At 40.8% G+C, this 22,811-nt stretch carries 14 protein-coding genes; 7 read left to right on the top strand and 7 right to left on the bottom strand.

The window, feature by feature from the left end:
• Positions 1-32: 32 nt before the first annotated feature.
• Together CLV99_RS16095 and dacB are read right to left on the bottom strand one after the other, a co-directional pair.
• Positions 33-2,309, bottom strand: coding sequence for an NADP-dependent malic enzyme (locus CLV99_RS16095; protein WP_133585533.1), 2,277 nt, complete (start codon positions 2,307-2,309; stop codon positions 33-35).
• A gap of 71 nt (positions 2,310-2,380) precedes the next feature.
• Entirely contained in the window at positions 2,381-3,802 is a 1,422-nt protein-coding gene (dacB, locus tag CLV99_RS16090) for a D-alanyl-D-alanine carboxypeptidase/D-alanyl-D-alanine endopeptidase (protein WP_133585532.1), read from the bottom strand.
• Positions 3,803-3,962: 160 nt separating this feature from the next.
• Between dacB and CLV99_RS16085 the strand changes: the two genes are divergently transcribed.
• The 3 genes from CLV99_RS16085 to CLV99_RS16075 all read left to right on the top strand — a co-directional run bounded on the left by CLV99_RS16085 (position 3,963) and on the right by CLV99_RS16075 (position 7,473).
• On the top strand, positions 3,963-5,738 hold the full coding sequence (locus CLV99_RS16085; RefSeq protein WP_133585531.1) for an aminopeptidase P family protein: 1,776 nt from the start codon (positions 3,963-3,965) through the stop codon (positions 5,736-5,738).
• Positions 5,739-5,822: 84 nt separating this feature from the next.
• Entirely contained in the window at positions 5,823-6,812 is a 990-nt protein-coding gene (locus tag CLV99_RS16080; protein WP_133585530.1) for an isoaspartyl peptidase/L-asparaginase family protein, read from the top strand.
• Complete coding sequence (locus CLV99_RS16075) at positions 6,805-7,473, top strand: copper homeostasis protein CutC (protein WP_133585529.1); 669 nt, start codon at positions 6,805-6,807, stop codon at positions 7,471-7,473. Before CLV99_RS16080 ends, CLV99_RS16075 begins: the two co-directional genes overlap by 8 nt.
• An 18-nt stretch (positions 7,474-7,491) precedes the next feature.
• Here CLV99_RS16075 and CLV99_RS16070 read toward each other — a convergent pair whose 3' ends face one another.
• The 4 genes from CLV99_RS16070 to CLV99_RS16055 all read right to left on the bottom strand — a co-directional run bounded on the left by CLV99_RS16070 (position 7,492) and on the right by CLV99_RS16055 (position 15,638).
• Positions 7,492-9,279 carry an alpha-L-fucosidase gene (locus CLV99_RS16070; protein ID WP_133585528.1) on the bottom strand — a complete coding sequence of 596 codons (1,788 nt, stop codon included), beginning with the start codon at positions 9,277-9,279 and terminating at the stop codon, positions 7,492-7,494.
• A 127-nt stretch (positions 9,280-9,406) separates the two neighbouring features.
• On the bottom strand, positions 9,407-11,332 hold the full coding sequence (locus CLV99_RS16065) for a SusD/RagB family nutrient-binding outer membrane lipoprotein (protein ID WP_133585527.1): 1,926 nt from the start codon (positions 11,330-11,332) through the stop codon (positions 9,407-9,409).
• A gap of 20 nt (positions 11,333-11,352) precedes the next feature.
• The gene (locus CLV99_RS16060) at positions 11,353-14,442 is read right to left on the bottom strand and encodes a SusC/RagA family TonB-linked outer membrane protein (RefSeq protein ID WP_133585526.1); all 3,090 of its coding nucleotides are present in this window, start codon (positions 14,440-14,442) and stop codon (positions 11,353-11,355) included.
• An 11-nt stretch (positions 14,443-14,453) separates the two neighbouring features.
• Positions 14,454-15,638, bottom strand: coding sequence for an ROK family transcriptional regulator (locus CLV99_RS16055; protein ID WP_133585525.1), 1,185 nt, complete (start codon positions 15,636-15,638; stop codon positions 14,454-14,456).
• Between the two features lie 318 nt (positions 15,639-15,956).
• On the opposite strand from CLV99_RS16055, the gene CLV99_RS16050 reads away from it, so the two are divergent.
• The 3 genes from CLV99_RS16050 to pnp all read left to right on the top strand — a co-directional run bounded on the left by CLV99_RS16050 (position 15,957) and on the right by pnp (position 19,970).
• Positions 15,957-17,168 (top strand): acyltransferase family protein, encoded by a 1,212-nt coding sequence (locus CLV99_RS16050; RefSeq protein ID WP_133585524.1) that lies wholly within the window; start codon positions 15,957-15,959, stop codon positions 17,166-17,168.
• A gap of 136 nt (positions 17,169-17,304) precedes the next feature.
• A complete protein-coding gene (gene rpsO / locus CLV99_RS16045) occupies positions 17,305-17,583 on the top strand; it encodes a 30S ribosomal protein S15 (protein WP_133585523.1) in 279 nt (92 codons plus the stop codon).
• A 209-nt stretch (positions 17,584-17,792) separates the two neighbouring features.
• A complete protein-coding gene (pnp, locus tag CLV99_RS16040; protein WP_133585522.1) occupies positions 17,793-19,970 on the top strand; it encodes a polyribonucleotide nucleotidyltransferase in 2,178 nt (725 codons plus the stop codon).
• Between the two features lie 369 nt (positions 19,971-20,339).
• On the opposite strand, the gene CLV99_RS16035 is transcribed toward pnp, so the two are convergent.
• Complete coding sequence (locus CLV99_RS16035; RefSeq protein ID WP_133585521.1) at positions 20,340-21,845, bottom strand: SUMF1/EgtB/PvdO family nonheme iron enzyme; 1,506 nt, start codon at positions 21,843-21,845, stop codon at positions 20,340-20,342.
• Between the two features lie 438 nt (positions 21,846-22,283).
• Here CLV99_RS16035 and ispF point away from each other — a divergent pair, with 438 nt between their 5' ends.
• Positions 22,284-22,763, top strand: a complete 480-nt coding sequence (gene ispF / locus CLV99_RS16030; RefSeq protein ID WP_133585520.1) for a 2-C-methyl-D-erythritol 2,4-cyclodiphosphate synthase — start codon at positions 22,284-22,286, stop codon at positions 22,761-22,763.
• Positions 22,764-22,811 lie beyond the last annotated feature (48 nt).

Raw genomic sequence — 22,811 nt, 5'->3', positions numbered from 1 at the left:
TTATAACCTCATAACTTTGTCACCCTATCACCTTATTTTAAACTCTCGTGTGCCTGTGCATCAACCACCGCAATAGTTACCATATTCACAATCTCACGAACAGAGCTATCCAGTTGTAATACATGTACAGGTTTGTTCATACCTAACAGTATCGGTCCAACAGCTTCAGCGTTTCCAACTTCTTGCAATAGTTTGTAAGCAATGTTTCCAGATGCTAAGCTTGGAAATATAAGTGTATTGGCACTTTCACCTTTCAGTGTGCTGAATGGGAAATTACTGTCCAGCATCTCTTTATTCAATGCAAAGTTGGCCTGTAATTCGCCATCAACGATGATTTCAGGATGATTCTTATGAAGTAATTTGACGGCTTCACGGACTTTTGTTGGTGTAGGGCCGTCGCTAGAACCAAAGTTAGAGTAAGAAAGCATTGCTATTCTTGGCTTCACATTAAAACGACGTACAGCTTTTTCAATTAATACAGTGATATCGGCAAGTTCCTCAGCAGAAGGATCCGTGTTTACGGTAGTGTCGCCTAGGAATAAAGGACCTTTTGAAGTCAACATCATGTACATCCCTACGATGCGGCTTCCTTCTTTGGCACCGATCACATGTAATGCAGGCTTGATAGTAGACGCATAATTGCGTGTCAATCCCGAAATCAAGGTGTCCGCTTCGCCGAATTCGACCATACTCGCTGCAAAATAATTGCGGTTGGACATTAGTTTGATTGCATCCATTTTAGAAACTCCTCTGCGTTGTCTCTTTTTGTAAAGATGCTCTGCGTATTTTTCAAAACGTTCTGTCTTTTCTTCGGCTTTAGGATCGATGATTGTAACATTATCCAGGTCAAAAGCGTACTCCTCAATCATATTGGTGATACGGTCTTTGTTACCCAATAGGATAGGGATAGCGATTCCTTCTTCTTTCACAATTTGTGCCGCACGAAGTGTTTTTGCATTGTCAGCCTCTGCGAAAACTACTCGTTTTGGGTTGTTTTTCGCAATTGAGGTTACCTTGCGCATGATGCCGTCATCTTTTCCAAGACGTTTACGGAGCTCATCTTTGTAAACTTCCCAGTCTGTAATTGTCTGTCTTGCGACGCCTGATGCGATCGCAGCTTTAGCTACCGCTATCGACACCTCTGTAATCAAACGAGGGTCAGTAGGTTTTGGGATTACGTAATCAGTTCCAAAACGTAGATTATTCGTGTTGTATGCTTGGTTTACCTCTTCTGGTACAGTTTGTTTTGCTAGATCAGCGATGGCATGGACTGCAGCAATTTTCATATCTTCGTTGATTGCTGTTGCTCGCACATCTAAAGCTCCCCTAAAAATATAAGGGAATCCCAAGACATTATTCACTTGGTTAGGGAAGTCTGAGCGACCTGTTCCCATAATGATATCAGAACGTGTGGCTACAGCTAGATCATATGCAATCTCTGGATTTGGATTCGCCATTGCTAGTACAATTGGCTTATCAGCCATTGATTTTAGCATGTCTGCAGTAAGAACATCTGCTGCTGACAAACCGATGAATACATCTGACCCAGCTACCGCGTCGGCTAGGGTGTGAATATCCCGGTTCGTAGCCCATTCTGCTTTGGAGCCATCCAATTGTTCACGATCGCTACGGATTACTCCCTTGCTATCTAACATGACGATATTTTCTTTTTTAGCACCTACGGCTACATACATGCTTGTACAGGAGATAGCGGCAGCACCGGCACCATTAACAACGATTTTGACAGATGCGATGTCTTTACCTTGAAGCTCACAAGCATTGATTAATGCTGCTCCAGAAATAATAGCTGTACCGTGTTGATCGTCATGCATAACGGGGATATTCATCTCCGCTTTTAAGCGACGTTCAATTTCAAAACATTCAGGTGCTTTGATATCTTCTAAGTTGATGCCTCCGAAAGTAGGTTCTAAGGCTTTAACGATATTGACAAACTCATCTACATTCTTTGTGTCTAATTCGATGTCAAATACATCGATGTCTGCAAATATTTTAAAAAGAAGACCTTTCCCTTCCATAACCGGTTTTCCTGCTTGAGCACCGATATCTCCTAAACCTAATACAGCTGTACCATTACTGATTACAGCAACAAGGTTTCCTTTTGCAGTATATTTATAAGCATCTTCTGGATTTTCAGCGATTGCAAGACAAGGCTCTGCTACTCCAGGAGAGTAGGCCAACGATAGGTCGCGTTGAGAATTGTAAGGTTTTGTTGGAACAATTGCAATTTTACCGGGACGGCCAAGGGCGTGATAGTCCAAAGCCTCTTTTTTTCTATTGATATTACTCATTTTAATATGGGTGTCAAATTTAAGCCTCCAAAGGTATTATTCTGTTTTTATAATATACAATAATAAAGCTATTATTTCAGGTTGTCTAGAACGGTGAACATACTTTGACGCATTTTTGACGCACTCCCGCTATAGTTATACACGATTATTGTGAAGGTGTACTCTTTTCCATCTTTTGCTTTATGGTATCCAGTGTATCCCAATGTTCCACCTATAGTGCCACTTTTCATGGTCATCCCATTATAGACCGGTAAGCTCTTGATAAATGAATCGTACCAGGGCCTTTTAATAGCGTATTGCATGATTCTGTTCATGGAATTGGTGGTGACATTATTCTGTGGGGAAAGGCCTGAACCGTCGATAATGCCTAGTTCGCTACTATTGATCTGAAGCTTTTGCTGCCAGAACTTCTGTAGGTAGTTTGCACCATCATAGGTGGAAGTTTTGCCTCCGCTTAGATAGGCTATACTTCTTAATATAGCTTCACCATAGAGGTTGATGCTTTTTTGATTAAACCAGTATACAATGTCTGTCAGATTTGGAGATGTATGTGTGTCCAGTTCGGCAGTTTTTTGGGGGAATAGAGAATCCTGTTCCACTAGGCGTTGTCCCGTTGTAGGAGGAGAACTGACGAATATTCCAGAGGCGTCGATAGCTTTGGAGAGGTCGAAAGCGAGTGCCAAAGCAGGGTCTGGAAGAGAAATCTCAATCGTTTTCTTTAAATCCTGCCCATAGGTGCCGCGTAGGTATATCTTTTCGGAGTAAGGGGCTGAATAAGCGTACACATTGTCACCGCTGCCCGGCCTGCCGGTTTTTACAGTATTGATTAATTGAAGGTAAGATAGGTCCGTAGTGGTCGATGTTATTGCTGCTGGGCTATTTGGGCTGCCTGTTTGGAAGTTAATTCCGGCTTTGTTCTCTTGCCAGTTTAAGGCAGATATCCCGGCACCGTAGTAGTTGCCCATATCGGTCCATATCCATCCTCCAGGGATATCGTGACCGTTATAGAGACGGTCATCACCGATGATGCGTCCCTCAATTGCTGTAATGCCCGCAGTTTTGATGGCGTTTACCCATTTGTTTAGCAGTGTCTGTTCTTTGGTCTGTTCATAACGGTCACTTCCAAGGGTAGGATCTCCCGAGCCTTGGACTACAATGTCGCCATGAAGAATGCCTAGACTGTCTATGGTGCCCGTATAATAGAGCCTCGTTTTGTAGTTGTAGTTTGCGCCCAAAAGGTCAAGGCCTGTGATAGACGTTATTACTTTAAGGGTCGAAGCTGTAGGGAGGCCGATATTACTGTTTTTTTCATATACAATATTGCCTGTGCTTCTGTCTATGACGTGTAAGCTCGCTATTCCGTTGGTCAGGCTTGGCTGGGCGAGGAATGACTGAAACCCTTTGTCTAGATTTTGTTGGATAGACTGCGCTAAAGATGTTGTAATAGAGAGTAGCGAAAAATAGAATAGCGCAACGTATTGTTTTGTGTTCATAATCATAATAGCATTTAGACAAACCTAAATAAATTCATTTTTATATCCAATATAATCGTGAAGCTAGCATATGATGATTGTTACAGAAAGAAAAGCCAGTCCGTAGTTCCGTAAAGGAATAGAAATCGCTAACTTGCAGAAGATATTTAGTTATAAAAATATGTCACATTTAGAAAGATTAGCCAAGGTCCGTGGTTTAATGAAGGAGCAAGGAATTGATGCGTATATTATTCCTTCGTCGGACCCTCATATTAGTGAATACCTCCCTGAACGCTATAAATGTATTGAGTGGACTTCAGGTTTCAGTGGATCTGCGGGTACTTTAGTAATTACGCCAGATTTTGCTGGATTATGGACTGATGCTCGTTATTTCGTCCAAGCTGCTGAACAACTTGCTGGGACGGGATTTGAGTTGGTCAAACTCAAGGTGCAGGCAGCAGCAGAATATGTAGAGTGGTTGGATCAGCGTTTGGGAGAAGGAGCAAAAGTTGCATTCGATGGAAATCTTGCATCTCTACTCGTTGCACAAACTGTGAAGAACAGTTTAGAGCCTAGAGGAATAGTGGTCGATGGACATGTGGACTTGCTTGGTGCAATCTGGGAGGGAAGACCTGCTTTGCCACAAGTGAAAGCCTATCTGTTGGAAGAAAGTACTACGGGACAGAATACAAGTTCTAAGTTAGCCGAAGTTCGGAAATCCTTGGAAAAATATCGTGTCGAAGGACATTTTATATCGTCACTGGACGATTTGGCTTGGTTGCTTAATGTTAGAGGGCAAGACGTACCATGTAATCCAGTTGTGCTAGGTTTTGTATATGTTACACAGAAAGAAGCTATTCTCTTCGTAGAATCCTCAAAACTGGGTAAGGAGGCAATCGCAGAATTAGGGCACCATGGTGTACGTGTACTGGATTATGCGGATGCTTTTGACTTTGTTAAGAATATGTCAATCAGAAGCATCCTTATCGACCCTAAACGGACTTGTTTTGCAATATATGACAATATCCCGGAAGGAGTAAAGATTGTAGAGCGTATCAATCCATCGACCAGTTTGAAAACAATTAAAAATAAGACTGAAATAGCGCATGTGAGAAATACGATGGTCAACGATGGGGTAGCTATGACGAAGTTTTTTAAGTGGTTGGAGGAAAGTCTAGGTCAAGAAGAATTATCAGAGATTTCAATTGCGGAGAAATTACAGGGATTTAGAGCGGAGCAACCTGGATTCGTTGATATCAGTTTTAATACTATCGCTGGTTATTTAGATCATGGTGCGCTTCCACATTATCACGCCACGGAGGCAAGCAACTATACATTAAAACCCTCAGGTCTATTGTTGGTAGACTCAGGTGGACAGTACAAGACTGGAACTACCGATATCACGCGTGTCGTGTCATTGGGTAATATTACACAAGAAGAAAAAGAAGATTATACCATCGTATTGAAAGGTACCATTGAAGGTAGTCAGGCGATATATCCACAGAATACCCGAGGTTATCAGATAGACGCAATCACGAGACGGCCAATATGGGAGACCTTACGCAATTATGGTCATGGGACAGGCCATGGAGTCGGCTTCTTTTTAAATGTGCACGAGGGACCTCAAGTCATCAATCCGACCAATGTGGATATACCGTTGGAAGAAGGAATGATTACCTCCATCGAACCCGGGTTATACCGAGAGGGGAAACACGGAATCCGTATTGAAAACCTGGTGTTATCAGCAAATTATAAGAGTTCTCAATTTGGAGATTTCATGAACTTTGAAACGCTGACCATTTGTTATATAGCCACAGATTTAGTTGAGAAGAACCTGTTGCAGCAAAGTCATATCGACTGGCTAAACGGTTACAACCAATGGGTATACGACAAATTGTCTCCGTTGTTGACTGAGGAAGAGGCGGAGTGGTTGAGAGAGAAGACTCAGGCAATCTAATTCAATTCTTTAATGAAGGCTGTTCTTTTAGAGAATAGCCTTTTGTTATCTTTTAATGGCCTTATATTAATATAATATAAATAGATGAACTCACGAAGAAGGTTTTTACGGAAAATAGGCGTAGGCTCTCTGGCTCTAGGTTTGGCTCCGAATTTGTCAAAAGGGATGTCGTTAGAGAAAGTGAACAAGCCAGTGGTACTGTCGACATGGGATTTTGGTCTAAAGGCCAACGAAGAGGCTTGGAAGGTACTGTCCGCAGGAGGGCGTGCGCTAGATGCGGTAGAGCAGGGCGTACGACTTACAGAGGCTGATCCTACAGAACGGAGCGTCGGATATGGTGGACGCCCCGATAGGGATGGCAAGGTGACGCTGGATGCCTGTATCATGGACGAATATGCAGGCATAGGCTCTGTAGCTGCATTGGAATATATTAAACACCCGATATCTGTAGCGAGGGCAGTGATGGAGAAAACTCCTCACGTGATGTTGGTGGGAGATGGGGCTTTGCAATTCGCTAAAGAGCAGGGATTCCCAGAGGAAAATCTCTTGACTGCTGAATCGGAAAAAGAATGGCGGGAGTGGCTAAAAACGGCCAAATATGAACCGGTAGTCAATATTGAAAATCATGACACGATAGGTATGATTGCGCTAGATAGCCACGGCAATCTATCCGGGGCTTGTACTACTAGCGGTATGGCCTTTAAAATGCACGGCCGGGTGGGCGACTCTCCGATTATCGGGGCAGGACTCTATGTAGACAACGAAATCGGGGCGGCTACAGCTACGGGGCATGGTGAAGAGGTAATCCGTACGGTAGGAAGCCATTTGGTCGTGGAGTTGATGCGGCAGGGGTATGCTCCTCAAAAAGCATGTGAGGAAGCGGTAAAGCGAATCGTTAAATTTACCCATAACCGGCAAAAAACTTTGGATAATATACAGGTAGGATTTATTGCCTTGAATAAAAGAGGAGAATACGGTGCGTATTGTATCCACGGAGGCTTCAATTATGCGAAATATGATTCTAAGGGGAACGAGCTTATTGTTTCAAATTCTTATCTAAAAACGAATGGCTAATATAGAGATTGCAAGTTTCAATCGTCGGGCAGCATTGATTGCGCAAGAAAATGGTGCAGACCGGATTGAGTTTTGTGCAGGTATGGAGGTGGGAGGGATCACCCCAAATATAGAGGATGTTATCGCGCTTCGCAAAGAGCTCGATATCGATCTGAATGTAATGGTGCGTCCAAGAGGGGGAGATTTTGTGTATAGTGAGGACGAGTTTGATCAGATGAAAAGAGCGCTGATCCGTATGAAACAACAGGATGTCAATGGCTTTGTTTTTGGGATATTAAATAAAGATAACAGCGTGAATATGGAACAGAATAGAGCGCTAGTAGAATTGGCTTCTCCCTTGCCTTGTACGTTTCATCGTGCTTTTGACGATGTTGTAGATATGGACGTTGCTTTGGAAGATGTTATCTCTTGTGGGTTTACTACTATTCTAACCTCGGGATGTGAACCGAATGTGATGGACGGTATAGCCAATCTAAAGCATCTTGTGCAGCGTGCTGAAGGACGTATTGTTATCATGCCGGGAGGTGGTCTCCGCTCGACGAATGTGGAGGAGGTTTTACGTGAAACGGCTGCTGTATATTTTCACTCTTCGGCAATCACTGATGGTGGAAATACTGCCGTCGCTCAAGAAGTGAAAGAGCTTAAAGAGAAGGTATCTTAATACCTTCTCTTTCGCTTTTTATTTATTGATCCATATCCGATTAAACCAAAACGCATCTGTTCCTTCATTGGTGAGTTCAATGATATAGGTGCCTTTGCTTGGAAAGGAAATTTCACCTATCCGTCGATCTGTGAACTCAGGATTGTAATTGTTCTCATTTGGCTCGGCTACCATCATCGAGTTTGGTTCCAGTACTCCTTTAATCGTCGTTTTATCTACTGTAATACTGATTCTTTTATTCGTTTTGAGCGGATTATAGGCCGATAGGTCCAACTTGTATAGGCCTGGTTCAGCAATATATACAGTCCATCTGACCTTCTTTGTCCCGTCGAGTTTGATACGGTTAGGTTGTTTCCCATCATATTTCTGAAAAGCGATTTCTTTGTCCTGATGGTTGGTTGCGGTGAGTGCAAAACCTCCAAAAGTTGACTCGGCAACAATATCGCTGTCTATTGCCAGTGGTTGGTTGTATTGTAGTATGATATTGGAAACGTGGTTGTCTTGCTCTTCACCTTTTAGATCGATATGTAATAACGGTCCGTCAGACTTAAATGGTAGTTTTCTTTTTGTTGTGCCTCGCATCAGATAGACCTCTTGTGGTATAGTCTTGATTCCTGAGACGCGTAGGGTGTGATCCAATGGCCAGTTGAAGACCTGGGCATATACAAAAGTTGAAGTGCCTTCTTGCTTGGTCGTGAGGTATCCCCAGTCATGTTGCCCTGCCCGGAATGGAAGTCCTGTAGCTCCATAGATACTATTGCCATTGTTTTTTAGCCAGTCTCCAATCTCGTGGAGGCGTTGTATACTTTCATAGGGTACTTTTCCGTCTGCTCGGGGGCCTATATTGAGGGTGAGACCACCATTCAAGCTGACATTAGAAATCAAGGAATGAAATAACTGAGAAGTCGATTTCCATTCATTCTCCTGTCCGTTGTACCCCCAAGAGTGTGCTATTGTCGCAGGTGTTTCCCAGGGATGATCGATGTAGGTGGTGCCAAATTGGTTGTCGCCAAAGGTTTCAAAGTCTACCGCACTCTTGTCCGTAGGTAGACCGAGACGGGAGTTGATAAGACAGTTAGGCTGTAGGCGGCGTATGAGTTCGACAACTTGTAATAGTTGCTCTTTTTTGATAATCGATTTTTGATAGGGAATCCACATATCGAACCACATCAGGGCGACATCGCCATAATCGGTCAATAGCTCGGTAAGTTGGGGAATAACTTTTTCCTTCCAATATTGGTCAAATTGGGCATCGCTCACGTGGCCTTTTAGTTCTTGATTATGATCCCAGGCATAGGGGTGTTCCCAGTCGATCCAATGGGAATAATAGAAGCCCAGTTTCATGCCGTGTTTACGACAGGCATCGGCCAGTTCTTTGATAATGTCTCTGTCGGAACCAGATAGATGGGGTAGGGAGTAGTCTCCAATTTTAGTGTCCCATAGGGCTACTCCATCATGATGTTTACTGGTCATAATGATGTATTTCATACCTGCTTCTTTTGCGAGTAGAACCCACTCCTCCGGATTTATCTTAGTCCAGTCAAAACGGTGGGCCAGTTCGCCATACTCTTCTTTTGAGATACGATTTCGATACCTTATCCATTCTGCATAGTTATTCAGATAGCGTAGTTTTTCTCCTTTCCAAAGTCCTTCGGCAGCGCTGTATAAGCCCCAGTGAATAAACATACCGTATCGAGCTTCCTGAAACCATTGGCTTTTTGTGGGAGTAGATTGGGCAAACGTGTGTAAGTGTGTGCTGAGGCACGTTAAGAATATTAAAGCAATCTTTAATAGGTTGTAATACATGATGGTAAAGGTTGTTTCACTAAGCAATATACCGAAAAAAACGGTTGTTGACTAAATAAAGCAGGAGATTATAGAATACAAAAATCCCCGTTGCTCACAGCAACGGGGATGTAATAAATAAGTGGGATTAATTTTTCTTAGCCCACCAAAGCGGGGTTAGGACTTTATCTTCTCCTCCAAGTAGCGATGTTGCTTGTGCATAGCCATCAGGAGATGCTGTTCTAAAATTAGAAGGGTAAGGGATACGCTGAGGAAAAAATTTGATGTTATTAGTCATAAAGTTGCCATTGTTCAAATCTGGTAGATTTGGAAGAGGGTTTTCAATAGCCGGATTTTCAAAGAATGGTAATCCTAGGCGTCTGTGATCACTCCATGCTTCTAATGGTAGCCATGGCATGTTTGCTATATATTTTTGTGTAATGATTTTGGTCAACGCATCATTTCTGATAGTTCCGTTTTTGTAAATACTGTTTACAGGATAAGCAATGCTTGCAGTTCCTGTAGTACTGGTATAACCATCTACATAACTCATCTGATGTGTATTTCCAGGTTCTGTTGTATGAGTGAACTTCACAGAGGTTCCTACTCGGTTGAAATCTTCAGATGCTAGATAAGTTGACAAATGCTGACTTACTCCCCAGTACTCAAAATTAGCTTTGATACCATCCTCGTAAGCTGCCTGTGCAGTTGTTCCTGTAGTCCAACCTTTCAAAGAAGCTTCAGCAAGTAAGAAGTAGGATTCCCAAGCGGCAAAAAAGATGCGTTTAGCTTCCGATCTTCTAAACTGAGAAGCTAAACCAGGTATCTTTCCGATTTGTACGGACCTGATTTCATTCGCTGTACCTTTAGCCCCAAAATCTCCTATAGCTGTTGTGCTCCAAGTGTTTTTGGTGTCTAATTTCAGGGTGTCGGTGTTAAAACCTTGTATTGGATTCAAATTAACTTTAGTGGTTTTTGCATCGTCCGTCCATGAAGGGTAGTTGATCCAGGTGGAACTATTTACATCTCCAGGGATGTAAAAAGTTTTGTAAGCACGAGGGTCAATAGAATGCGGTAAGCCGTCAAAGAAATAACCTGCGGATGGATCGTTGGTTTTTACTGAATAGTGTCCTAATAATCTTTTCCCAACATAATTCTCGGGCTTAATGCTCGTATGGAAAGAGGTCGCTAATTGATCTGTTGATTTAATGCCTCCTAAGCCAAGATATATATTATTTAAAGTGGCAGAGAGAACTTGTCCATTCCATTCGCGGCTCATTACACCGGTCAATGGGTCCCATCCTGATTTTTCTTGTACTTTAAACATTTCTGCTGCGGTCTTGATATAAATACCGTCTTTAACGGCATCCTCAAATTCAGTTTTTGCTATTTGAGGCGCAACTTCGGAAATACGAATAGCATAACGCATGCGTAGAGAATTAGCATACTTTCTCCAAGAGGCCGCATCAAAGTTATAAGCCACATCGAATTTATTCTTTGCTTCCGGAACTTTTGTAGCATTGTCTAGTTTATTTGAGGCATCTTTTAACTCCGTGAGGATGAATTTATAGATATCTTCGACTGAGTTGTAGGTTGGATTCTCTCCTTCAAAACCGTTTAATGGCATTGGACCGAAATTATCTGACAATTCGCTTAATAAATAAGCTCTCCATACACGAGCTATTTGAACCATAGTATTGATATGAGGCTCTGCGGAGCCATCAGCAATACGTGACTCACCAATCTTAATGGCTTTATTGATGCTAGATAACCATTTAGCGCCATAACTTCTACCCCAGTATTCGTTAGAGTATCCGTCGTTATTTGTTCCTCCCGCAAGGCCAGTAGCGAGATGCTGTCTGGATGCATTCTTCCAATACAAAACGAAAATCCGCTCAGCAATATTGGGGTCTTGTTGTGCTCCAATCAAGGCATCGTTGAATAGGTATTCAATTTCGACCTGCTCTTCTGTAACCTTTAATGGGTTTATATTCATTTCATCGAACTTTGAACAGCCTGATAAACCTGCCGCTAGCGCGAAGAATAATCCTGTTTTTATGATAGTATTTTTCATCTGTTTTCTCTCTTAATAGTTTAGAAACCTAATGTTAAGTTGAATAAGAATGATCTAGAAGTTGGTGTTGAAAAATTCTCAAACCCAGTGGCGTTAGTACCTATTGAGAATACTGATTCTGGATCAATGCCATTAGCATAGCTCTTTATCATCCATGCATTATTGACCGTAAAACCAACTTTTGCACGTTGTAAAACTTTACTATTTAATATAGAAGAAGGTACATTGTAGCTTAATGTGATATTTCTTAACCGAATGTTTGTTGCATTGTATAAATTCTCTTCACTGATACCCAGGTTACCTGTATTGGTTACTTGATTCCAGTATTGTTGATGTGTTACAGAGGTTGTGTTCTCTTTATAGCCATTACCATCTTTGGTCACGCCTTGAACAACAAAGTCTTCACGCTTCCCTCCTGGTGCAGTAATATCCGCAACACCTGCGCGCTGTAGGTTAACTTGCGTTCCGGAGAAAAATTTACCTCCAAAGCGGCCGTCTACTTGGAATGATAGTCCAATGTTTTTGTAATTAAAGCTATTTATCCAGCCTATAAGAGCTTTTGGTGCTTGATTACCTAATAACACTACATCAGTTGCCTGTGGTAGACCATCTTTTAAAATTCGTTGTCCAAAATACGGACTACTAGAATCTTCAACGCGTAGATATTTTGTCCCGTAGATATTTCCATATAGTTCACCTGCATGACCATTTACTTCAAGATTGTCGAAACCACCTAACTTATAGGTTGTTACTTCGTCCGTCAACTTAATAACTTTGTTTGTATTCTTTGAGAAATTAATGGATGTATTCCAGTTTAGACCTCCGTTATCCTTTTGCAAGATTTGAGCATCTAAGGTGATCTCAAAACCTGTGTTCTGAATTTTACCGGCGTTGATTACTTCTGCGCGGAATCCACTCATTGGATCCATTGGGATTTCGAGTAGCTGATTTGTCGCATTATTGTTGTACCACGCAAAGTCTAAACCAAGTCGATTATTAAGAAAGCGCGCATCAAAACCAAACTCTAGTGACTTTATTAGCTCATTTTTAAGATTACGATTATATTTAATTTCATCGTATGTTGATGTTGTAGTTCCGTTAGGATCTTTTCCGATAGCGTAACTGTTGTATAATTGATAAGGTTTAGAGTCGTTACCAACCATAGCATAAGAGCCTCTTAATTTTAAAAAGCTTAAGAAAGACGGTAGATTACCACCATTTTTTCTAATCATATCGGATAGTACAAGAGATGTACTGACTCCTGGATAGAAAAATGGATCTAACAGTGTTGAAGACCAATCTTCACGACCTGTTACTGTCAAGAACCAATAGCCATCATAGTTTAACTCGCCCATTGCGTACAATGAGTTAATCTGCTTTTCAGAATAAAGTTGATTTAACCCTGCTCTACCCTTGCCATTTTCAACATGGAAAAAATTAGGAACTTCTAGTTCTCCAGCATCTATACTCAGATAAGAATCTGTGTTTTTCATAATCTGACCAAATACTGATCCTGAAACACCCCATTTGCTATCACCTAGTTGATCCTTATGAGCATGTAAAGCTATTGTGTAATTGCGTTCAGAGAAATCTGATTTTCCATTTGAATATTTACCAGTTGCTGCTAAAGGACTACCACCGTAAGTACGGTTGTCAAAGCGTGTTGCATAGCTATCCATGCCGAAACGTGCCTCTGCGTCCAACCAGTCTGTAATTTTATACTTCACAGTTGCATTCATTAGGTAGCGATTTCTAATATCATTGTTGATCTGATATTCAGATAACCAGTATGGATTCATCGAATTGCTGTTACCAAACCAATTCATTTTACCTGTTGGGGTTAACGTGTTTTTATAGTCTAGGATATTTAGTGATCGTGGAAGTGTAAATAATGTATTGTAGGCATTGCCGTTATTCTGTCCCGCAGTAGGTCTATTGGTCGCATTATTATTCATATACTGTACCTTCACGTCTGTAGACCAACGATCGTTTGCTCCAAAAGTAGAATTTGCCCTCGTCATCAAATTTAATCGTTCGAGACTAGAACCTGGAATTTTGCTTTGATCATTTAAATAAGTTGCTGACGAGTATATGTTGGTATTGCCTACTTTTTGCTGGAATGAAATATTCTGTGTATGATTGACGCCTGTTTTAAAGAAGTTGTCGATATTATCATAAGCTTTTAAATCATTTCCATTCATGGCAGGACCCCAGCTGTTCGCGTTAATTTTGTCGAATGTACCATCAGCTCCCTGCGCAAAGCTATTTTGAAGCTTGGGAAACATAAAGAGTCTTTCCAATCCCAATGTTGAAGAAACTGTAATACCTGTTCCTTTTTGAGCTTTCCCTGATTTAGTTGTAATGATGATAGCACCATTACCTGCTCTGGATCCGTATAATGCAGAAGCGGCTCCAGATTTAAGGACAGACATAGATTCAATGTCTTCTGGATTGATGTCTCCCAATCCATTTCCCATATCTGTTCCTGGATTCCAAAAGTCATTATTAGCTGCACCGGAACTTGTTTTAGAACCAATAAAGTTGTTCATTGGAACTCCATCAACAACTATTAACGGTTGATTATCTCCCGTTAATGAGTTATTACCCCGTAAAGTGATTTTAGTGGAAGAAGCCGGTCCTGAGGAGCCTTTTATGACTTGTAGTCCAGAGACCTTGCCAACTAATGCATTGGCGATGTTATTCTCTTTAGCATCCATTAATTGCTCAGACTTTACCTCCTGGAAAGAGTAGCCTAAAGATTTTTTCTCTCTCTTCATCCCCATGGCTGTAACAACAACCTCATCTAGAGCTCCTTCTTGGTTTACTAAAGATACATTAATCGTTTTAGCTGATGAGGCAATAATTTCTTGTGAAATGTAACCAATCATGGAAAAACGCAATGTTTGTCCTGTCTCGACCTGTATCGAATATGCTCCCTGGCTATCCGACTGTGTCGCTTTGTTTGTGCCTTTGACAGATATACTGACACCTTTTAAAGGGCCAGAAGCATCTGATACGATCCCCGTAACAGATTGCTGTGCAAATACCATCGATATGCATAAGAGCATCAAGGCCGATAGACTGCAACATTTAAGATAAAACTTGCTCATAAAATTTAGTTTTAGTTCGTTTCTGTTTGTTTTTTGTGTAATATTTCCCAATTTGATGAGGATACTGCTATAGAAGCAGTTCCTATTATTTGTGCATTATGTAATGTAGAGATTTCTATACTAGTGTCCTTTGATAGGCGTTGTATGCTGAATTCGAGCATGGATGCCTGTATTTGAGGCAATAGTATTTGTCCTATTTCTGAACCTTTTCCGCTGATAATCACTTTTTCTGGATTGATGATATGTATCAATGTCGCAATTCCCTTCCCGAGCATATAACCGATCTTGGCAAACGATTCGATTGCAACCTGATCTCCATTGAGTGCAGCAGCTATCAGCTGATCTACGCTTATTCTACCTTCTTGGCCATAGTTAGCGGTTAGCTGAGAAATTTGTCCATTCTCGATTTGTTCGCTGGCGTAACCTAGAGCCGCAATTAATGATGCCTCTACTTCGAGACAACCACGCTTGCCACAAGAACACAATTTATTTTGGTTAGACAATGGGATGTGGCTAAATTCGCCTGCATATCCACTATGGCCCTTAAATAGACTACCTTCTAATATCATGCCTAGTCCAACTCCCCAATTTAGATTTATAACAAGCGCATTGTTCGATCCTTTTGCTTTTCCGAATTGATGCTCAGCAATGGCAATCACTGTAGAGTCATTTTCTATGTAGGTAGGGATGTGCAGATGTCTTTCAATAGCATCCTTGATATTATATAAAGGGTCTGTAACAGCGTAAGAAAAATTAATGCCTTTCTCAGAGTCCACAAAGCCTGGCATACTTATGCCAATTGCTAAAATATTGCTCTTATTCTCATTTTCTAAGAATGAATCAATTGATGCTATAATCCTTTGTAAAGAACCTTCGTTCTGATGTAAGTTGATATGCTTTTGCTCTTTAATTGTTCGGTTAGAAAGGTCTATTAAAGATATACTCATGTTGTATTGGTCGATAGCAATAGCCAATACGATAGGTAGAATCTCAATGTTTAGCGAATAATGTATCGCTCTACGACCTCCAGTAGATGGCGCAAGTCCTTCCGAACTAATCAAGTTATCTTTGAGCAGTTCTTGTATACTTCGAGTAACGTTGGGAACACTTTTTCCAATAGCATTACTTAACTCAGCAATAGATTGCGGAGTTTGATAATATAAAGCGGACAATATTGCCTGATTGAGCGTTTTCACTGTTAAGAAGCTATAGCATTGTAAATAACTGGATTTAATATATTGATAAAGGTATGTTAAAAATATTTTAACATCAAAATACTTTTTAATTTTTTTAATAAGTTGTTGCGTGTTAATGTTGCTATATGCTGTTATGGGCGAACTAATACTATAATGTAGAACTTAATTTTTACGCAATGGGTTGTTTGTATAATGCCCTGATTGATTCTTTTGTAACAATGCAAGGGCTCGATAGAGGAGAAATATATTAAAACTCCCTTGTCTGTTTTTGCGGATTTATAATGAAAAATAGTAACTTCGTGCAATACACTGTAAATTATGAAGCAACGATATTATTCTTTGGACGTGTTTAGAGGGGCTACAGTAGCACTGATGATCATGGTTAATAATCCTGGTACATGGTCTTCGATGTTTGCACCGCTCAAACATGCGCCTTGGCATGGCTGTACACCGACGGATCTGGTGTTTCCATTCTTCCTGTTTGCGGTTGGTAATGCGATGTCATTTGTCATTCCTAGGATGCAGGATGCAGGTGCTGGTGTTTTCTGGAAGAAGGTGGGTAAAAGGACTATTTTGATTTTTTTGATCGGTTTGGGGCTGAACTGGTTCCCTTTTGTACAGTGGGGCGACGCCGGATTACAATTTAGGGAATGGGTGAGTAGTGTAGATCCTACTAAAGGTGTGCGTATATTTGGTGTGTTGCAGCGAATAGCAATAGCCTATTTCTTTGCTTCTGTACTGGCCTATTATTTCAGACCACGAACCTTGATCTATTTGAGTGCTTTCATCTTATTGGGCTATTGGGGGCTATGTGCATTTTTGGGTACAGGAGATCCTTACTCGTTAGAAGGGTGGTTTGGTACAGTCTATGATAAGCAGATTCTGGGAGTCGCTCATATGTATAAAGGTGAGGGTGTCCCATTTGATCCGGAAGGACTGTTGAGTACGATACCTGCCGTTGTACAGGTTGTCTTTGGGTATCTAGCAGGTACTTTTATAAAGAACCAAGGACAGGTTAATTGGTTGTGGACAAAAGTACCACAAAGTAATGAACCCCATTTTAAATTGTTGTCCGGTTTGTTCGTTACAGGATTTATCTTGATAGTTTTAGGTTGGACATGGTCGCTAGGTTTTCCTATTAACAAGAAAATATGGAGCAGTTCCTATGTATTATATACAACGGGCTTAGGTATTATGACCATCGGGGGGATGATCTGGTATATTGAAGTACAGGGAGTAAAGAATAAATTGACTCAGTTTTTTGATGTATTTGGTAAGAATCCTTTGTTTATTTTTGTGTTGAGTGGACTATTACCCAAGGCAATGGGGTTGATTCGCATTCCAAATGGAATCGGAGAAAATGGTGAAGCTTTATTTACAACGCCTTTTGCTTGGTTTTATAAGAATGTCTGTGCGCAGATTCCTGGGCCTACCGAGCTAGGTTCGTTTATCTATTCACTTTGCTTTTTGGTAATTATGTGGATTATCTGTTATTGGCTTGATCAGAAGAAAATATATGTAAAAGTGTAGTTCTTGGAATAAGTAAGAAGGAGCAAGAAACAGATACGAGGTAAGTCTTTGTTCTTTTATCTTTGTTCTTTCAATCTAAGTTTTTACCTTTGCAGGCAATTAATAAATTTTATAACGCTTTAATATTATTCAAGAGATGTATTTAAGTAAAGAATACAAAGCTGATATCTTCGCAGAATTTGCTGGAGCAGCAGGAAACACAGGTTCTGCAGAAGGACAAGTTGCTTTATTCACAAAGAGAATTGCTCACTTAACTGAGCACTTGAAAAAAAACAGAAAAGATTTTAACACACAACGTTCTCTACAGATGTTAGTAGGTAAGCGTCGTGCTTTATTAGCTTATTTGTACAAAAAAGATATTAACCGTTACCGTGCGATCATTAAAGGTCTAGGTTTACGTGATATCATCAAGTAAGCTTGATACAGTGAAAAGCTTAAAAGGCCGTTCAAATATTGGACGGCCTTTTTTTATGAATCATTTTGTGAAGTGAAATGAGGTATGAAAGTTTTGTTTACTCCGTTTTTTACTCTAAATTTTATTTACCTTTGTGATGATTTTTAAAGGTCAAAAAATAAAGTGCATCATATTAGTAAAGAGGAAAATGCACTGATAAAGAAAACAAAATGAGTTATAACGAAAAGAAAGTAACGATTGAGATGGGCGGTGGCCAACCTCCAATCGAGTTGTCTACAGGGAAGTTAGCGAAGCAAGCTGATGGATCTGTTGTATTGAAGCAAGGTGATACGATGCTATTAGCTACTGTTGTTTCAAACAGAGAAGCTAAAGCGGGTGTTGACTTTTTGCCACTATCGGTAGATTACCAAGAGAAATATGCGGCAACAGGTCGTATACCAGGTGGTTTTTTACGTCGTGAAGCAAGACTGTCGGATTACGAGGTGTTAATCTCTCGTTTGGTCGATAGAGCTTTGCGTCCATTGTTCCCAGAAACATACCACGCGGATACTCAGGTGATGATTTCATTGATTTCTGCTGATAAAGATATTATGCCAGATGCGCTAGCAGGTTTGGCAGCGTCTGCAGCTATTGCTGTTTCTGACATCCCTTTTAATGGTCCGATTTCAGAAGTGCGTGTTGCAAAGATTGATGGTCAATTAGTAATTAACCCTCGTCTTTCAGAGTTAGAAAAAGCGACTTTAGAGTTTATCGTAGCTGGTTCTGCGCAGGATATCGGTATGGTTGAGGGAGAAGCGAATGAAATTTCAGAGGCTGAAATGGTAGAAGCTATTGCTTTTGCACATGAGGCTATCAAAAAGCAAGTAGATGCTCAGTTGGAGTTGACTAAGCTTGTTGGTTCTGAAGTAAAACGCGAATTTAACCATGAGCCTTCAAATCTAGAGTTACGTGAAGCCATTTTTGCGGCAACTTATGATAAGGTTTATGAAATCGCAAAATCCGGATCTACAAAACACGAACGTTCAGAGAAATTCTCTGCTATCGGTGAAGAATTTTTTGCAACGTTAGGTGAAGAACTGGATGAAGAGACAAAATTCTTAGCGAAGAAATATTACCACGATGTACAGTACGATGCTGTACGTAATTTGGTGTTGGATGAAGGAATCCGTTTAGATGGCCGTAATGTACGTACTGTACGTCCAATCTGGTCTGAAGTGGATTATTTGCCTGCAGCTCACGGTTCTGCAGTGTTTACACGTGGTGAGACACAATCGTTGACATCTGTTACTTTAGGTGCTAAAGACGATGAGCAGATGATCGATGGTGCTTTCATCAATGGATATAATAAATTCATCTTGCATTACAATTTCCCAGGATTTTCTACAGGAGAGGTAAGACCGAACAGAGGGGCTGGTCGTCGTGAGATCGGTCATGGTAACCTAGCTATGCGTTCTTTAAAACAAGTGCTTCCTAGTGATTCTGAAAATCCATACACTATCCGTGTTGTTTCCGATATTTTGGAATCTAACGGGTCGTCATCAATGGCTACTGTATGTGCTGGAACTTTAGCATTGTTGGATGCGGGGGTTAAATTGAAAGCGCCTGTTTCTGGTATTGCAATGGGATTGATTACAGACGAAAAATCAGGTAAGTATGCTATTCTATCCGATATCTTGGGAGACGAAGATCACTTGGGAGACATGGACTTTAAAGTAACAGGTACTGAAAAAGGTATCGTCGCTTGTCAGATGGATTTAAAGATCAATGGATTAAAGTGGGAAGTGTTGACTCAAGCATTGGATCAAGCGAAAGAAGCTCGCCTTCATATCCTTGGTGAGATGAAGAAGACAATAGATGCACCACGTGAGGATTATAAACCGCACGCGCCACGTATTATTTCTTTGACTATTGATAAAGAGTTTATCGGTGCTGTAATCGGCCCTGGGGGTAAAATCATTCAAGAAATGCAACGTGAGACTGGTGCTACTATTTCTATCGAAGAGGTTGATGGTAAAGGTATCGTTCAGATTTTTGCAGATAATAAAGCAGCAATTGATGATGCGAGTACACGTATTAAGAACATTGCAGCTAAACCTGAGATAGGTGAGATCTACGAAGGAAAAGTGAAGTCTATTATGCCTTTTGGTGCTTTTGTAGAGATTATGCCAGGTAAGGACGGGTTGTTACATATTTCTGAGATCGATTGGACTCGTTTAGAGACAATGGATGGTGTATTGAAAGAAGGTGATATCGTTACGGTAAAACTTCTAGATGTAGATAAACAAGGTAAAATGAAGCTTTCTCGTAAAGTATTATTGCCTCGTCCTCCAAGAGAAGAGAAACCAAAGCAAGATGCTAAGCCAGCGGGAGATACTCCCAAAGCATAAGCATCTTATTGTAGATATGGAGCCCAGCTGTTTTTAATAGCTGGGCTTTTTTTATGCCATTAATTTTTGATCCCCCATTAGAGTCTTATGCTTGTGTGCCAGTAGGTGCCATCCTTATATATTAAGTATCCGTTAGTTTAGCCTTTAGCTACCCTTAATATAGCTAAAGGCTAGGTTATGGCTATGTAAAGGCTATGTAAACCCTATGTAGACCCTAGGTTATTGCTATTGTAATATTTAATCTATTACGAGATTGTTCTGCTGAAGAGGTAAAGTTGACTGCGGATAGTTGTATCAAATAAATAAGCCCCGAAGTACTGTACTTCGGGGCTTATTTATTTGATGTTAATATTTTTATTAGCCTTTCGCTTATTTTCCTGGGCCAAATACGTTTCCGACCATGGTCATGGCGCAGCGGAATCCTGTCATAGCATTAGATTCGTTTTGCTGCATATAACGTCTGGTTGCCGGATTTAACCAGTAAGCTCTGTCATTCCAAGATCCACCTTTGAATACCCGGGATTTATCATTGACAAGCGTAGTTTTACCGTAAAGAGCCTGTTGTTCTTCATCTTTAAAGCCTCTTACATCATAGTCATAAGTTGTCTTGTTAGGATCACCGGATTTAGCGGCTTGTAGTTCCTCCCAAGTTTGCTTTCTAGGGGCTTTGGCAGGTACTTTAATAGGTCTGCCATATTTGTCTTTTGCAAGAGTTCTATTTTCGGCGTTTTCGTATTGATTGTCCATGAATACATGACCACGGAAAGGATTGAAATCTTCAAAATCTTCAAATGAAAGCTGGCGATACACATCACTCACCCATTCATTTACGTTTCCAGCCATATTGTAAAGCCCGAAATCATTGGGTTTATAACTTGTTACAGGTACAGTTATATCTCCACCATCATTTAGGTCTCCTGCGACTCCCATGTTATTACCACCTGTAATCTTGAAGTTGGCCATCATTCTACCTTGGTTTTTTCGACTGCCATCACGTACGCCCAAACCGTTCCAAGGGTAGGCTTTGCTTGTTTCGATATTGCCGTCGTAGGTATTACCGATAAGTCCTAATGCCGCATATTCCCATTCTGCTTCTGTCGGAAGTCTGTAAGGTTGCTTCAAAATACCGTCTTCCATGCGGACGGTACGTCTAGCATCTTTTTGTGCGCCTATTTTATTGTCCTTAGGCATATTTTTACCATCTATTCCAGCGCCCTGTAATTGGCCGTTTAGATAGATTTCGGTGTTGAAAGCTTGCCCAGCTTGTTGCTGTTGCTCATTTAATGTCTTGTAATCCGTTAATATGCCGCGCTCGCGAAGAATATGTTCGTTTACTCGGTCTGTACGCCATTGACAGTATGCGTTAGCTTGTTCCCAGGAAACCCCCACAACTGGATAGTCCTGAAAAGAGGGGTGACGTAAGTAAAAGTTTACATAGGGTTCGTTGTAGGATAATGGATTTCGCCATACCAACGAGTCGGGCAATGCATCATAGTATAGTTTGCCATCTTGTGGATAGTTCTGTGCGATCCAGTGTAGGTACTCTAACCAATCAGCATTGGACACTTCGGTCTCATCGATATAGAAAGAAGCGACGGTTACTCTTCTTCTTAGATTGTCATGTGAAAAAGCCAAATCTTCATTCAAGCTGCCGCCCATGACAAACGTACCTCCTTCGATTCCGACGAGGCCAGGTCCGGGACTCTCTTTAATCTTACGATTGATTTGAAGGCCTCCATTGTAAGGGTCGTTATATCGTACGCCCGTCTTCGCGGATATATCTCCACGTCGGCTTTTGCTTTTGCAGGAGGTCATCAGCAATGACGATGCGGTAATTAAAACCGCAGATGTAATGACAAATCTCAAATAGTTCATATGTAAATAATTTGACTTTCAATGGTCATATGGAATATCCAAAGTATCTTCAGCGGTGCTTGTGCAGTTCTGCTACATGGATAGTTCATATGAATAATCAATTGTCCATTTAATTAACTCCCAAAAATATAAATAATTTAAGAGATATGGTATGCTTTACGATATAAAATCATCTATTTGTCTCAATCTTTCCCCTTTTGCGATTATACCGGAATTGTGCTTTATCCGAAATATGTAGTAATTTAGGCATCTTTTAAGGGATAGTTTTGATTGCTATTCGAAATACAAGCCGATCGGTCCGTAGACAGGTCATTAAGGGATTAAATACATATGAAATACTCATGTTTAGCGAAGCACAAACATTAATGAGTATTCCATATGGCGATTAAAAAACAAACCGGTCCGCCAGTTGGCGGATCATGAAATAATTATTTACATATGAAGATTAAGGTAGGATTTGGATTTGATGTTCACCAAATTAAAGAAGGGCATCCATTTATTATTGGAGGAGTGTTGTTGGATCATCATGCTGGAGCATTTGGCCACTCCGATGCGGATGTGTTGGTACATGCGATTTGTGATGCTATACTTGGTGCAGCAAATCTAGAGGATATAGGTTATCATTTTCCAAATACGGAAGAACGGTGGAGAGGGATAAGTAGCTTGGTCTTGCTTACTGAATGTGTGCGTCTCGTTCGGGAGAAGAGTTGGATCCTAGGAAATATTGATGCCATGCTTTGTCTTGAAGCGCCTAAAATAAAGCCTTATATTGCAGCAATGAAGGAGAAAATAGCTGAAGCAGCAGGGCTAGAGGTAGATGATATTTCGATAAAAGCAACAACCAATGAAACAATGGGATTTATAGGTCGACAAGAGGGGGTGGTTGCTTATGCGGTCTGTTTAATTCAGAAAGGATAAGACGATTTAATAGCTTGATGTTCTTACAGCCTTAAAAATCCTTAAATT

Origin of the sequence: Sphingobacterium yanglingense (genome assembly GCF_004363245.1) — a bacterium.
GTDB classification, from domain to species: Bacteria; Bacteroidota; Bacteroidia; order Sphingobacteriales; family Sphingobacteriaceae; genus Sphingobacterium; species Sphingobacterium yanglingense.
Note: the sequence above shows the minus strand (reverse complement) of the source record. Positions and strands in the feature narration are given on the sequence as shown.